Annotated in this window: 11 protein-coding genes; 3 read left to right on the forward strand and 8 right to left on the reverse strand. The window is 40.9% G+C overall.

Annotation, left to right across the window (positions count from 1 at the left end; all coding sequences use genetic code 11):
- Positions 1 to 632: 632 nt before the first annotated feature.
- The 5 genes from N780_RS15135 to N780_RS15155 all read right to left on the reverse strand — a co-directional run bounded on the left by N780_RS15135 (position 633) and on the right by N780_RS15155 (position 7755).
- Positions 633 to 1403 (reverse strand): PRC-barrel domain-containing protein, encoded by a 771-nt coding sequence (locus tag N780_RS15135; RefSeq protein WP_036785999.1) that lies wholly within the window; start codon positions 1401 to 1403, stop codon positions 633 to 635.
- A 71-nt stretch (positions 1404 to 1474) separates the two neighbouring features.
- Positions 1475 to 2347, reverse strand: a complete 873-nt coding sequence (locus N780_RS15140; RefSeq protein WP_036786002.1) for a S1C family serine protease — start codon at positions 2345 to 2347, stop codon at positions 1475 to 1477.
- A gap of 120 nt (positions 2348 to 2467) precedes the next feature.
- Entirely contained in the window at positions 2468 to 4501 is a 2034-nt protein-coding gene (locus N780_RS15145) for an ABC transporter ATP-binding protein (protein WP_036786005.1), read from the reverse strand.
- Positions 4498 to 6249 (reverse strand): ABC transporter ATP-binding protein, encoded by a 1752-nt coding sequence (locus N780_RS15150; RefSeq protein WP_036786007.1) that lies wholly within the window; start codon positions 6247 to 6249, stop codon positions 4498 to 4500. Before N780_RS15150 ends, N780_RS15145 begins: the two co-directional genes overlap by 4 nt.
- A gap of 477 nt (positions 6250 to 6726) precedes the next feature.
- A complete protein-coding gene (locus N780_RS15155; RefSeq protein WP_036786011.1) occupies positions 6727 to 7755 on the reverse strand; it encodes a TIGR00341 family protein in 1029 nt (342 codons plus the stop codon).
- A 195-nt stretch (positions 7756 to 7950) separates the two neighbouring features.
- Here N780_RS15155 and N780_RS15160 point away from each other — a divergent pair, with 195 nt between their 5' ends.
- Genes N780_RS15160 through N780_RS15170 form a run of 3 tightly spaced genes read left to right on the forward strand, consistent with a single transcriptional unit; the run spans position 7951 to position 11705 of the window.
- Positions 7951 to 9462 (forward strand): spore germination protein, encoded by a 1512-nt coding sequence (locus N780_RS15160; protein ID WP_052115112.1) that lies wholly within the window; start codon positions 7951 to 7953, stop codon positions 9460 to 9462.
- Between the two features lie 9 nt (positions 9463 to 9471).
- Positions 9472 to 10584 carry a GerAB/ArcD/ProY family transporter gene (locus N780_RS15165; protein ID WP_036786015.1) on the forward strand — a complete coding sequence of 371 codons (1113 nt, stop codon included), beginning with the start codon at positions 9472 to 9474 and terminating at the stop codon, positions 10582 to 10584.
- The gene (locus tag N780_RS15170; RefSeq protein WP_036786019.1) at positions 10581 to 11705 is read left to right on the forward strand and encodes a Ger(x)C family spore germination protein; all 1125 of its coding nucleotides are present in this window, start codon (positions 10581 to 10583) and stop codon (positions 11703 to 11705) included. The genes N780_RS15165 and N780_RS15170 overlap by 4 nt, the downstream gene beginning before the upstream one ends.
- A gap of 42 nt (positions 11706 to 11747) precedes the next feature.
- On the opposite strand, the gene N780_RS15175 is transcribed toward N780_RS15170, so the two are convergent.
- The 3 genes from N780_RS15175 to N780_RS15185 all read right to left on the reverse strand — a co-directional run bounded on the left by N780_RS15175 (position 11748) and on the right by N780_RS15185 (position 14785).
- Positions 11748 to 12578: an aldo/keto reductase gene (locus N780_RS15175; RefSeq protein ID WP_036786022.1), complete on the reverse strand. Its 831-nt coding sequence runs from the start codon at positions 12576 to 12578 to the stop codon at positions 11748 to 11750.
- A gap of 126 nt (positions 12579 to 12704) precedes the next feature.
- On the reverse strand, positions 12705 to 13925 hold the full coding sequence (locus N780_RS15180) for a quaternary amine ABC transporter ATP-binding protein (RefSeq protein WP_036786025.1): 1221 nt from the start codon (positions 13923 to 13925) through the stop codon (positions 12705 to 12707).
- The gene (locus N780_RS15185) at positions 13925 to 14785 is read right to left on the reverse strand and encodes an ABC transporter permease (protein WP_036786028.1); all 861 of its coding nucleotides are present in this window, start codon (positions 14783 to 14785) and stop codon (positions 13925 to 13927) included. Before N780_RS15185 ends, N780_RS15180 begins: the two co-directional genes overlap by 1 nt.
- Positions 14786 to 14861: the final 76 nt, after the last annotated feature.

Raw genomic sequence — 14861 nt, forward strand, 5'->3', positions numbered from 1 at the left:
GAGAGGCTACCTGAATGATTAGGAGAAAAGTAGAGTATTTTCCTTTATTACACATAGAACGAGCGATGAAATGAGAGTGGGAAGGGGAGAGGTTGTTCAAGAATAGGTAATCTTGAATACTCGTATCTGAGAATGTTTCCGTTAACTTTAGTTGAGTGTAAGGTAGGCCTGGAAACCACTCGCTTTCCTGTGGGGAGCTGGTGAGCCTCCTCATCCGGCAAGCCGGCTTCCGGGGTCTCACCTAAGCTCTTCAGCCCACGGGAGTCTCGCAGTTTCCAGGCCCACCTTTGCCATACAAGGATGATCGAAAACATGCCATATAAGATTACATCAGAACTCCTGATGCGAACTGCAGGGCCGTTCTCCTCCTTAAAAGCCAGGGCTTGCTCGGGGACTGCGAGACTCCCGCGGGGAGAGGAGCTAGGGAAGACCCCGCAGAGAGCGAAAGCGTTTGAGGAGGCTTCCCAGCTCCCCGCAGGAAAGCGAGTTGTCCCCGAGCAAGCCCATGCACTCATAAACGTAACGGCCCCTTTCAGCTGAATTCTTTCAACTTCGAGCCATCCAAATAAGAGGCTTATATGGAAAAACAATAAAAACCCTCTAAGTCTTATAAAAACTTAGAGGGTTTTCACTTATTGCCAATATTTTGGTTTTTGGAACGCTTGGTAGATCTTCTCTTCCTCGTTACGTGTTACAGGTTGTTCCGGGTCGTATTCTGGTGCATCTTGGATTCGCTTATAATCCAAATCAACAGGGATGCTTTTCTTTCCCCAATCTATCGTTTCCATCCAATCTGGTGAAAGGAGAATTCGTTTTCCGCCTAGCTTGTCGATTGTTTTGACTACAACATAGCGAATGCCCCACGACTGGTCTTCAATGATGAAGTCTTCAATAAAACCAGCTCTTCCATCAACAGCTTCTATTTGATACCCTGCTTCGTCACCTTTTATTTCATTCATACTTCTAAGGTGATGGTTGGCTTCTTCATTAAATTCATTTTCAGTTACAGTCGGTGTTTCCTGGGCCATATCAGATCCAACCATTTCCGGGGCTCCTGTGGTTCCCCACAAGGAGTCACCTTTCCAGTACGGAAACCAACCGTAATAATTCGCCATTTCTTGTTCTTTTTGTAGAGATACTGGAGCTTCTTCTTCTATTGTTGGAGAGTTACGTATTGATTCTTTATCATTATCCATATGAACAAGCTGATCTCCTACGTTGATCTCTTTAATGCTTGCAGGAGATAAGACAACTTTTCTCCCCGGTAACCATTTGCGTGTATCGACGACCACATAGCGAAGTGCCCATTTCTTATCGTCGAAGTACAGATCCTTGATTTTACCAAGTTCTCCGTCTTTGGCATCCAGATGAAATTTCTCTAGTAAATTTCCTTTTAATAACAACGTTTGTCACCTCTCTAGTAGTATCGACTTTCTACTATCTATGTACCACTAGAGAACAAAACTCAAACGATTCAGTCTTCTGAGGAAGGAAGGGAAATTGGTTCATCTATGTTCTTAATCTTTTCGTGGAAATACGTGATCGGCACAGCCAAGCCAACTTTCCCATGCGATTGATCCTTAAGAGTTGCAAAGATTACAGCAATGACATATCCATCCTCTGTTATAACAGGACTCCCACTGTTGCCGTGATATATAGGTGCATCAAGCATGAGAACTTGTCTTTCCCAATCACTTAAGTCTCGATAACCAATAACCTCACCTTCATTCGCAATTCCATTAAAACGCAGTGGATTCCCGATAAAGAACACATGCTCACGTTTTTCAAATATCGTTTCATCGGCAAGGGGAAGATAAGGCAAGGACTCACCTTCATTTGGCTCTACTTTCAATAAGGCAAGGTCTACATCCTCAAAGGTTTGAATGACTTCTCCGCCATACAGGCCCTCATCTTCAAATGCTACTGTAATAGGCATCTCATTATCGATTACGTGTGCATTTGTAATGATATATCCATCCTCAGAGATTGAAAATCCTGTCCCCTTTGACTGACCTGATTCAATAACAACAACGGATTCCTGGTAACGATCTATATCGGGATTGGTCATAAGTTCAGCGGACTTCACTAGGAAATCAACAGCAGGTAGAGAGAATGTTTTCGGTAAAATACCAACAATATTAATTGTCATCATAGCTGCAATCAGCCAAAACGCCCATTTAGGAAATGGTCGTTTTGGTTTTTCTTCTTCTCCTTCTTCACGCTTCTCCCGTCGCTTTGCTCGTTCTTCATCTAATATCGCTTTCATTTCTTCATCATCAATATCTTCATATAAGTCGGCATCAATTATATCAGCCGCGCCATCTCTATTCTTGTCATCCTCGTTCATGCTCGCCCCCCCTTTAACGTACTAAAGGGTGCCAGACACCATGCGTTACTCTACTGTGTTAAAGTGTGTCTGTTCCCTCAAAAAAAGAAGTAGACGCTTCGGCGTCTACTTCTTATTATGCTACGAAATGATTGCTTGTTCCAGTCTGCCTTGTTGCATTTGATACATTTGTTGATAAATTCCGTTATGTTGAAGTAGAGTTTCGTGATTCCCTTGCTCCACAATCCGGCCGTGATCCAGCACAAGAATCTGGTCTGCTTGTTGAATCGTAGACAACCGGTGAGCGATTACAAGTGTCGTTCGTCCTTTCTTTAAGACTTGCAAGGCATTTTGGATCATGCTTTCCGTTTCCGTATCAATATTCGCCGTAGCTTCATCCAAAATGAGTATTGCTGGATCATATGCTAAAGCTCTTGCAAAGGAAATAAGCTGACGCTCCCCGGCAGAGAGTGTGCTTCCCTTCTCTTTCACAGGCTCATCGTATTGGTGAGGTAACTTTTCGATAAACGTGTCAGCCCCTACCGCTTTTAGAGCTTCAATCGCTTTTTCCCTGGATATAGAGGGATCACCCATTGTCACATTCGACAAAAGGGTCCCCGTAAACAGAAACGGATCTTGTAATACGATCCCCATGTGACTGCGTACTTGTTGCCTAGATAACTGTCTTGTTTCCATTCCATCAATTGTGATTGAACCTTTCTGCGGATCATAAAAACGGAATAAAAGGTTCATAATAGAGCTCTTTCCAGATCCCGTATGGCCGACAAACGCCACCGTTTCCCCTGAATTTGCACGAAAGGTAATATTCTTTAAGACGTAATCATCCGCTTCATAAGCAAAGCTTACGTCCTCAAAAGCAATATTTCCATTATACCGTTCTATCGGATCAGATTGAACGACCTCTCCATCGTGGTCCATCAATTCAAACACTCTCGTTGCAGCCACTCGTGCCTGTTCGAGCTGAGCTAGTTGATTGACTACGTCAATGACAGGCTGAAATAAACGGTTGAGATAATCTACAAATGCATATAACACACCTGCTGTTACAATCGAACCAACCCCAAGCGAAGCCCCGCCAAAATACCAGATAAACGCTACAAAAGCGAGGTTTCGCAGCACATTAACTAGGTTAAAAGATGTTAACGAATTTAACTTTAACAACTTCTTTTGATACGTGTAGTGCTTCTCATTCATTATTTCAAACTCTTCTGTCACTTGCTTCTGACGACGGAATGCTTGAATGATCGGCATTCCTTGAATGGCCTCATTAATATTCCCGTTCAGATCACTGATTGTTGAACGAATAACTAGGTTGTACTTTCCAGCATACGTCTTATACAACTTCATCCATAAGAACATAATCGGAATCAGCAGTAAACAAAGAGAAGCAAGTTTTGGATCTAATAGAAATAACGCAATGTAGATTCCCGTCATATAAATAGCGCTTGTTACAAATGTAGCCAGAACCTTTACATAAAGCTCACGGATAGCTTCTGTATCATTTGTCACACGAGCTACGATTTTTCCAGCTGGCCGATTAATAAAGTAATCAATCGGAACACGCTGTATATGAGAGAAGATATCATTTCGCATCCGTTTAATAATTTGATTGGATGAGATTTGAAGCAAGTACGTCTGCCCATATTGAAATACAGCAGCAATCAACAACAGCCCCACATACAACACAAGAAGCCAGGTAATCGCTTGAGTCTCAGGTTTGAAGAAACCATACAGTTCTCCCCGACTCATTTCAGATGCTGAAGCCGTCACGGTATCATTACCATTTGAGACTGTAATCGATCCATCTTCAATCGATTTTTTCCCCGATGTCGGAACGTCAGATGGTATGAAATAATAAGACTTCCCTACTTGCAGAATCGTAGCAATGTCTCCTGTTTCATCCTCTGATTTCAGACGATCTTCCCTCTTATAAAGTTCACCCTGATAAGAAACAACGTGACGATCATCATTCTCTTCAACCTGAACCCAGTTCGCTTCAATCCCTAGTATGTGTTCATCTATTAAGCGTTTAGCAATAAAGGGGCCCGTTAATTCAAGCGCGACAGCAATTGCCAGGCACAAGAGGCCAATTAAAATCGTCTTCTTACTCGTTAGCGCATATTGAAACAACCGTTTCTCTGTCGAAGGCTTCACTGGTCATCCACCTCCTCTTGGTTCATTTGCTGTTTGGTGAACTGATCCTTATACCATCCACCTTCGCTCATGAGTTCTTCATGGGTGCCACGCTCTGTGATACGCCCATCTTCAAGAACGATAATTTCATCAGCATGTTGTAGGCCTGACAAACGGTGAGCAGCTATAAATGTCGTCTTATCCTTCCGTTCTTCTTTTAAATGTTGAATAATGTTCGCTTCTGTTTTACCATCAACAGCCGACATTGAGTCATCTAAAAGCAGGATCTCAGGGTCCATAATAAGAGCTCTCGCCAGGGAGACACGCTGTTTTTGCCCTCCAGATAAGGTAACACCACTCTCACCGACTTTCGTATCGAGTCCTTTAGGGAGGTTATCAATATCTTTTTTCAAATAAGCCAGCTCCAGAATTCGCTCGATCTCCTCATCCGTTGCGTTGTCTTGACCGAATTGAATATTCTCCCGGACCGTTTTAGAGAAAAGGATCTGATCCTGAGGAACATACCCAATCCATCCTCTTGAAGCTTCAAGGGAAATTTCCTCAAGTGGGGTGCCTGCTACGGTTAAACGTCCTTTCATCCCAGAGTAATCACGCAACAACTGACGGAAAAGTGTCGTTTTCCCAGAACCTGTTTTCCCCACAACTCCAATGGTAGAACCACGCTTCACCGTTAGATTAATATCTTGTAACTGATCCCGATCAGTATCCGGATACCGAAACGTAACGTGATCGAAATGGACAATACTTGGCATTGGTACATGCTTAGGATGTTCCGGGTCTTTCACATCAGCTTCATAGCCAAGCGTATCGTTTACTCGGTCAAGGGAGGCATTCCCCCGTTGCATGACATTAATCAGTTCTCCAACAGCAAACATCGGCCAGATCAACATCCCAAGGTAAACATTAAACGAAACAAGCTGGCCAAGCGTAATAACATTTTCAAACACAAGACTAGCTCCGTATCCGAGCCCAATTGTATAAGAAAGCCCTACAAGAATTTTAATCGTAGGTTCAAACATCGCATCGATCTTGGCAACTTCGACATTTTTCTTATACACATCATGCGTCATATTACGGAACCGTTCTTCATCCTCCCTTTCCTGGACGAAGGCACGGATTACCCGCACACCTCTTACGGACTCGAGTACGTTGTCATTCATATCCCCAAACGCATCTTGCGCTTTCGTGAATCGTTCATGAATCGTCTTGCCATATCGATTCATCATTAGAGCCATAATGGGCAACGGTATAAGAGCTGCGAGTGTAAGCTTCCAACTAATCGTAAAAATCATCACACCTACGATCATCACCATGAAAAAAGTCGAGTCTACTAATGTTAATATTCCAAACCCAGCTGTCATTGAGATCGCTTTCAAATCATTTGTAGACCGCGCCATTAAGTCTCCTGTTCGGTATTTGCCGAAAAACGTTGGCGTCATAGCCAGGAAGTGTTGCATTAAATTAGAACGTTTCTTTCGTTCTAAAATCATGGCTCCACCAAATAATAAAAAGCCCCAATAGTATGAAACAACATAACTCACTATGAGAATCATTAAATACCAAGCAATCAACTCTGTTAACTTCTCTCTTGTTAACGTTTCAAACTGAATTCCATCAATAGCTGCTCCGATTAATTTCGGGGGTAGAATATCAATGGCACTCACAAAGACTAATAAAATGATAGCAATTGAATACCTGATCCAATACTCTTTAAAGAACCAATTTAATTTGCCTAAAACCGAAAACATCTTGTCACCAACTTTCCTCTTATTCGTTTGTTAGCCGCCTTCCATCTCCTGCTTTGATCCATACATACGAATGTTTCTTTTCATAATGAACGCCTCCTAAGTTTTTTATATAGATGAAGCAGACAAGCTGCTAAACCTCATTAAACACAAAAAAGCACATACGTTAGGCTCTTAACGTATGTGCTAAAGGCACAAAAAAAAGAGGCTACGATCTTGTCGTAACCTCTAAAACGTCTCAAAATGAACAAAAAGATACCTTAAGTCCGGAATCTTTTTACGAGAAGGATGAGGTCACGTAATTATTCATATTCATGGCAATCATAATTACAATTTTACGTTTGTTCATTTTGATGTGACCTCCCTTTCATAAATAGTGTTTAAAGTATATAATTTTCAAAATCTTAAGTCAATAACTTTCCACGATTTTCTTTTTAACTATATGAATTACTCTCAAGTTTATGACAGCTCAATTTAATATTACTGCAAAGGAACGCCCTCTCCCAGGAAAATGACACCTACTAAAGAGGCGACAATAATGAGTACGAATACAATGGACAAAGACCTGGATACGTTAGCACGCTGAACTTCTTTCCAACGCACAGGACGAATACCTGCCAAAGAGAAAACGATAACGGCTGAAAGTAAAATACACATAATATTGACCGTCACAAGCAGGAAAGAACCATACGCCTCTCCCCACAACCCTTTCCCAATCGACATTCCAAGTGCAACATTAGGAGGTAAGAGGGCTACTGCGACCATCACTCCAACTAAGTTTCCAGCCTTTCGATTCAACGTAGCAATGGCACCTGCTCCTCCAGCTGCAAGGGCTAAAAAGAAATCAGACCCAGTCACTCCCGTCCTAGAAGTATATTGGGATGACTCTCCACTCATATGAAAGATAAAGTTGAAAAGAATAGCCATCACTACTACAATGCCTACCCCTACAAAAGAAGTTAAAGCTGCCTTCCCAAGCAATTTGTAATCTCCAAGAATAGCAGCGAAAGCCGTTGCAATAACCGGACCAATTAAAGGAGCAATAACCATTGATCCAATCACGACTGCATCACTATCTTTAATAAATCCCATCGAACCAACTACGGCAGAGAAGAAGATCATAAGAGAATAATTCAATGTCGTGACACTATTACGCTCTACAAATGATATAAGTTCTTGGCGGCTTGCTCGAAGAAGAATTTGCTTTTCTTCCTCGTCCGCATCTTCTTGTGTGGTCTCTTCTTCACTTTCACTATTTAACGTTTGGCGTGATAAATACGTTCGAACCGGAATCAGCATCGTTTCAAATCCGTCTACAACATTTGATACACTTTCTAAATAATTTAAGATCTCTTCCACTTCATCTGAGTCTACTAAGATGCGAATAAGCATCCTCTCTTCTGACTCACTCGACACCCAATAAGAGGTGTGAGGCTGTTCTTGTAATTTCTCATTAACTTTGTCGAAATGTTTATCAGGAATATAAGCTTCAATTAATTGCAGGCTCATCGCGACCTCGCCCTTTTCTTCTGGATTCGTTTTTGTTCAGTTAGTATCTGAGAAAACGAACATTCCTATGTATTGTGAGCGCAAAATCCCTCACCGGACCTCTTGAGGTTCAAAGAATCTTTTTTCTTTACACCTTATAAATTATGGAATTCTCCTTATACTAACAAAAAATGCTCGATAAAAAGGAGGGTCTAAATGCGCCGTTCTGTTCAGAAGAAAAAAAAGGCAAGTGATACATTCCCATGTACGATTGAAGAGTTAAAGAAACAGCTATCCTCCATGTTACAGGATAGTCCGGACTTAAACTTTTCTACTTATACTCTAGGTCAGAAACGGATTATAGTCTTCTACTTCACGTATCAAATAAATAAAGAACAGCTACACAGAAGCATATTAGATACACTCCTTGCTTCTCAAGATAAAACATGGGATGCGAAGATGATCCAAAATGAGGTACCTCTCGCTTCTAGCACTTTACATGACACTCTTATATCTGTAGCAAAAGAGCTCATCCAAGGCGGTGTCGGCATTTATGTAGAAGAAGACGAGCAACCTCTTACGTATTACATCCCAGAACAAGCAAGGCGTGCAGTATCACGAGCAGAGAACGAGTCGCTTGTGCTAGGTCCCCAAATTGCTTTCACAGAGTCTATGGTTACGAACCTCAATATTATTAGGTGGCGCTTAGATACTCCAGAACTCAAAACAGAGAAGTTAATTATAGGAAAAGAGATTCCTACTGAAATTCGTATTGTATATCTTAAAAATATTTCAAATGACGACTTAGTCAACACCGTTCGCCAGCGGCTGGAAGATTTAGATGTGAATGACGTAATGGATAGTAATGTGGTGGCACAATTGATTGAAGATCGGTCCACGAGCATCTTTCCTCAGCTGTTAACGACAGAACTCCCAGACCGGTTCTGTAATTCCATTATTAACGGGAAAGTTGGGATTATGGTAGATAAAAGCCCTACCGTGCTCATAACACCCGCTACTTTATTTAGTTTTTTAGAATCAACAGAAGATATTTATTTCAGATGGAATATCGGTACTTTTCTTCGTATTATGCGTTTAGTAGCCATGTTCCTATCGATCTTATTAACACCTGCATATGTAGCTGCTTTATCGTTTCACGTAGAAGTTATTCCTTCTTCCCTTCTTGTCTCACTTGGCCAATCCAGGGCAAACGTACCATTCCCGCCTGTTTTTGAGGCATTGCTCTTAGAGCTATTAATCGAGTTACTCCGCGAGGCTGGAGCTCGATTACCTACCAAAGTTGGTCAGACAATGGGTATTGTGGGAGGTATTGTACTAGGTCAGGCGGCTGTTAAAGCAGGATTCACAAGTAATATTTTAATTATCGTAGTAGCATTGAGCGCCTTGGCTTCTTTCACGGCACCAAGTTATATGATGGGAGGAGCCATTCGAGTCATTCGTTTCCCCATGATTATTTTATCTGGTTTGTGGGGACTCTTAGGGATTTTCCTTGGATTATCATTTCTGATTATTCATTTACTGAAGGTATCTTCACTCGGTACGCCGTACTTATCTCCTCTGTATCCGTTCCATTTCGCAGACCTCGATAATTCGATTGTTCGTCTGCCGTGGTCCAGATCGAATAGGCGCCCTACTGTAAATGAAACGAAGAAACCAGTGAAGTTCTCCCAGAAAGAAGCGAAGAAGAAAAGAGATATTGATGAGTAGGGATACATTATGAAAATACAACTTCAAGTACCAGTAGGTTTACAAATCAAAGCGTTTTACCTCTTCTTCCTGATTCACACTGTTCAAGTTGGTTCAGGAATTATGGGGGTTTCCACACACGTATACAGCCAGGCAAAGCAAGACGCCTGGATCTCTATTATAGTAGCGGGGATCTGGATGAGTATTAGCGTATTTTGTATGAGCAGGATTTTGCAGCAATATGAGAGTGCTGACCTCCCGGGCATTCAAGTAGATATCTTCGGAAGAATCATTGGGAAATTCCTAGGGACTGTCGCTGCACTATATTTCTTTGGCTTTATGATTACACTGCTACTTAATTATATTGAAGTCGTTCAGGTATTCTTATTTCCAACCATCCCAACATGGCTGGTGTGTTTTTTCTTATTGTCTCTTGTGGTGTATGCGGTCCTTGGAGGTATACGGGTAATCGTCGGGGTTTCGTTTTTATTCTTTGTTGGAACGGTTTGGCTTTTAGCTGTTTTATATAAACCAATCACCTTAATGGAGTGGAATCATTTCCTTCCAATTATGGGAACTTCTTATACAGACATTATCAAAGGAGCATATAAGTCCACATACTCTCTCATTGGGTTTGAAGCGTTATTGTTTGTGTACCCTTACGTTCAAAACAAGCAAAAAGCTCATTTAGCTGCTCAACAAGCTGTTTGGGGCACAACTATCCTTACCTTAGCTGTTGTCGTAATAACAATTGGATACTTTAGTGGTCCTCAATTGGAACGGTTGATTTGGCCTACACTTTCTATGTTTAAAATCATTCAATTCTCTTTTGCTGAACGGTTTGACATTATCGCCGTGGGATTATGGATGATGGTTATTTTACCGAATATGGTAACAGCTATGTGGCTATGTACGCATACGTTCAAGCGAATTTATGGATTAAGGCAAAAACAAGTCCTATATATGTTAGCAGCCCTTCTATTCTTGGGAACCATTCTATTCCAAGATCGCCTACAGATTAATTATTTCACTGATATGGTAGCAACATTGGGCTTTTATATTGCTTTTGTTTATCCGCTTGTTCTCTTACCTATCGTTTTACTTAAGAACTATATCCGCAGAAAGCGAGGAACCTCACAATGAAAAAACTTATATGTATTCTTTGTGTCCTCGTCCTTCTTACGGGATGTGTAGAAAGAAAATATATTGAACGACTCGGGATCATAACGGTAATTGGATATGATTTACTAGAGGAAGGATTCTTAGAAGGAACGCTGATTTTCTTTCAATTTGACCCGAATGCGAATAGCGTTTCTCAAATTATTACGAGTCGTGCAAATTCAGCTAAGGGTATTCGCCAAGATGCTAATTTAAAATCAAGTAAACAACTCGTCTCAGGCCAACTCCGACTTGCTGTATTCGGTTCCCAGCTAGCTGAAAAAGGGATTATGAGAGTTACTGATACACTCGCACGTGATGCAGCAGTTTCCGATTTATTATATATGACTATTGCAGAGGAAGATGCTAAAGCGATCCTTTCGTCCAATAAAATGGAGGATGCAGCTGATATCGGGAACTACTTAAACAGTATGATTGAGAAAAATATCCAAAATGAAGTCCTCCCTTATAGCACCCTTCACCAATTTCAGCACGATTATTACGACTTGGGACGAGATCCGATTCTACCAATGCTAAACCTTGAGGATGGTAAGCCAGTATTGCGTCACCTGGCTCTAATGCAAGATGATCGAATGGTCGGAAAACTACCGGTTAAAAAAGGGTTCTACTTAAAACTCATTGAATCTCGTTTTGAGGCAGGGCATTTAGAAGTTGGCTTGCCGCGGGAGAAATTTAAACCTTACTTCAAGTCCAATCGAAATCACGAAGAAATTGACCAGATGTTCGTAACATTTGATGAGATTAAAAGTAAAAGTCAGTTAGTGCTCAATTCACCTGATTCCTTAAGTTTCAATCTTGATATTACACTTGAAGGACGAATTCTAGAGATTTCAGATGACTTAAAAATCCAAGACCCTAAGGTTGTTAAACTGTTAGAGGAAGAATTCGCTTCCTTAATTGAAGATGAAATCAAAAGTGTAGTAGAAGTGTTTAAAGAAAATCAGGTAGATCCTATTGGCTTTGGTCAAATATACAATAAAGAGCGTCCTTTAAAAGAAAAAGGGGAATGGCGAAAGTTAATGTCGGACATAAGCGTTGATACGAATGTAAAAACCAGAATCGTCCGCCATGGGATCATCAAATAATTGAAAGAGCCACTTTTGTATACAAAAGTGGCTCAAATTATATTAGCTATTATAATCAAACTCATCCGGGTGAGCTCCGTTTCGCTCCCCTGTATTCAGTTCATCAATTTGTTTCATCTCTTCAGATGTTAACTCGAAATCAAAGATAGCTGCATTTTCTTTTTGACGATGGGGTTTCGTGGACTTCGGTATTGTGATAATCCCATGTTGCACGTCCCAGCGCAAGATAATCTGAGCTGGTGTTTTACCATACTTCTTAGCCAGGTTCTGTAATACTTCATCATCAAAATATCTTCCACGAGCCAGTGGAGACCATGCTTCCACCTTAATATCACGGTGCGTGCAGAAATCTCTAAGAGCAGGCTCAGCTAAACGTGGATGAAGTTCAACCTGATCAACGACAGGTTTAATTTCAGCATCTTCAAGCAGATCTTCCAAATGATGCTCTAGAAAGTTACTTACGCCAATCGCTTTTACCTTGCCATCCTTATATAACTTCTCTAACGCTTTCCACGTCTCTTTGTATTTCCCTGGTACAGGCCAATGGATTAAATAAAGATCCAGATATTCAAGGCCAAGCTTCTCCATACTTCGGTCAAAAGCAGCTAAAGTCTCTTCATACCCTTGCTCATCATTCCAAACTTTTGTTGTGACAAACAATTCTTCACGGGGAACAGATGTCTCCTTAATTGCTTGACCTACACCCTCTTCATTCTTATAGAAAGAAGCTGTATCGATACTACGATAACCAATATCGACCGCTGAGAGAACCGCCTCTTTCACATCGCTTCCCTCTTCCATCTTATAAACACCAAGACCTACTCTTGGCATTTGGATGCCATTGTTCAACGTTGTAGTAGATTGTAAATTCATAGGATTAAGTCCCCTTTCTTTAAGGTCTATTCCCCTATGATCATACCGCTCACACGTAACAATAACAATAAATTCATACTCAATGTTTTCTCATTTATTAAATGTATATAATGAAGAAGATCCTCACTAAATCATTACAGCTTGTGCAGAGGTTTGACTGTCCTCAATATCGTCCCCTACAAGCCCAGCCAATACATGAACCCTTAAAATAAACCCTTCTAAACGATCATCTTCCCCCAACACGGCTAAAGGATACTTTGAATCTAACGCTTTTGGAATTAAATCGTTCACATATTCTTCTTTCTTTACCATGTGAATATTGGTTGTAATAACATCAGATAATGATTTTTTTGAGCGGATTCCATTAACTGCATCATCAATTGTTACAATGCCTTGTACTTGTCGCTGTCGATCTACTACAAACACACTGGATATCCCGTTCTCTTCCATCTCTCGAACCGCTACATTCAGGCCATCCTTAAGAGAAACTAAAGCATTTGGCTTAATCATCACATGTTCCGCCTGAAGAATCTTTGAGCGATCAATATCTGCAATAAAGTTTTCGATGTATTCATTTGCAGGGCTTTCTAATATTGCTTCAGGTGTTCCAATTTGCTCAACTTTTCCATTTTTCATAACAGCTACACGGTCCCCAATTTTAAAAGCCTCGTTAACATCATGAGTAATGAAGATAATCGTTTTCTGAAGACGCTCTTGTATATCCAACAATTCAAGCTGCATTTCTCGACGTATTAAAGGATCCAGAGCACTAAACGGCTCGTCCATTAATAAGATGTCCGGATCATTTGCAAGGGCGCGAGCTAGCCCTACTCGTTGCTGCATACCTCCAGATAACTCACCTGGATATTTATCTTCATATCCTTTTAAACCTACGATCTCAATATTCCTCATTGAGATTTTCTTTCTTTCCTCTTTCTCAATACCACGAATTTCAAGACCATATTCGACATTTCCAAGCACCGTTCGATGATCAAATAAGCCAAAGTGCTGGAAAACCATTGCGATTTTATCTTGTCGATACTTCTTTAACTGAGCCGGGCTGTATTCTACAATGTTTTCATTATCGACGTAAATACTCCCATCAGTTGGCACATTAAGCATATTCAAGCAACGGATAAGAGTTGATTTTCCACTTCCTGAAAGACCCATAATGACAAAGATCTCTCCTTGATTAATATCCATGGAAGCATCATATACCCCTACTGTATGTCCTGTTTCTTCTAAAATTTGATCTTTCTCCATACCGTCGCGAACCTTTGGGATAATCGATTTAGGCTTTGAACCAAATATTTTAGATACATGTTCTACTCTCATCTTAACAGACATTAATCAGCCCTCCTGTGCTTCTGGAATCGTTCCGCTACTCCACCTGTCACACGGTCTATAAGAATCGCCAGGAATACAATACTAATTCCTGCCTCAAATCCGAGCGCCAAATCTATGCGGTTGATGGAAACTAGTACAAGCTCCCCTAAACCACCTGCACCAACCATTGAAGCGATAACAACCATAGCTAAGGCCATCATTGTAGTCTGATTGACCCCTGCCATAATCGTAGGTAAAGCTTGGGGTAGCTGGACCTTCTTAAGCATTTGCCATTTCGATGACCCGAAGGACTCAGCAGATTCAATCACTTCTGAATCAACATTACGAATAGCAAGATCCGTTAATCGAATAACAGGCGGCAATGCATAAATGAGTGTTGCAAATACAGCTGCTACGTTTCCTAATCCAAAGAAGAATATAGCCGGTATCAAGTAAACAAAACTAGGCATCGTTTGCATCGCGTCTAATAAAGGACGCATGACAAATGAGAATTTCTTACTGAAAGCCATCCATATACCTAGTGGGATTCCGAGTAATAAAGAAGTGATCACCGATGTTAAGACAATTGCGATTGTTGTCATTAACACATCCCATAACCCGAATGTCCCAACAAGGAACATAAAAGCAGCATATAAAATACCAGCAGTAATGGATTTAAAACGCCAACCTAGCACAAAAATGATGGCAATAAACACCCACCAAGGCAAAAACATTAAACCTGCTTCAATTGATAGAATTGCTCTAGAAGCAATTAAAAAGATAAAGTCAAAAAACGGCTCAAGCACATCGTTAAGCCATAAAACAAAGTTCTCTACATACTTTCCAATCTCAAGCTGAATATCCGGAAAATTACCTTCCATTGAGGTCCCTCGCTTTATTGATATTTATAAACATGGAAAGGTAGATGATTGAGCGATCTCTTCATCTACCTTTCCC

Source organism: Pontibacillus chungwhensis BH030062 (assembly GCF_000770675.1).
GTDB lineage: Bacteria > Bacillota > Bacilli > Bacillales > BH030062 > Pontibacillus > Pontibacillus chungwhensis.

Bases quoted from the DNA above. Each gene is read 5' to 3' on its own strand.
- N780_RS15140 (WP_036786002.1), bottom strand. From the start codon at position 2,347: ATGAACGAGGATGACAAGAATAGAGATGGCGCGGCTGATATAATTGAT.
- N780_RS15150 (WP_036786007.1), bottom strand. From the start codon at position 6,249: ATGTTTTCGGTTTTAGGCAAATTAAATTGGTTCTTTAAAGAGTATTGG.
- N780_RS15155 (WP_036786011.1), bottom strand. From the start codon at position 7,755: ATGAGCCTGCAATTAATTGAAGCTTATATTCCTGATAAACATTTCGAC.
- N780_RS15160 (WP_052115112.1), top strand. From the start codon at position 7,951: ATGCGCCGTTCTGTTCAGAAGAAAAAAAAGGCAAGTGATACATTCCCA.
- N780_RS15165 (WP_036786015.1), top strand. From the start codon at position 9,472: ATGAAAATACAACTTCAAGTACCAGTAGGTTTACAAATCAAAGCGTTT.
- N780_RS15170 (WP_036786019.1), top strand. From the start codon at position 10,581: ATGAAAAAACTTATATGTATTCTTTGTGTCCTCGTCCTTCTTACGGGA.
- N780_RS15175 (WP_036786022.1), bottom strand. From the start codon at position 12,578: ATGAATTTACAATCTACTACAACGTTGAACAATGGCATCCAAATGCCA.
- N780_RS15180 (WP_036786025.1), bottom strand. From the start codon at position 13,925: ATGTCTGTTAAGATGAGAGTAGAACATGTATCTAAAATATTTGGTTCA.
- N780_RS15185 (WP_036786028.1), bottom strand. From the start codon at position 14,785: ATGGAAGGTAATTTTCCGGATATTCAGCTTGAGATTGGAAAGTATGTA.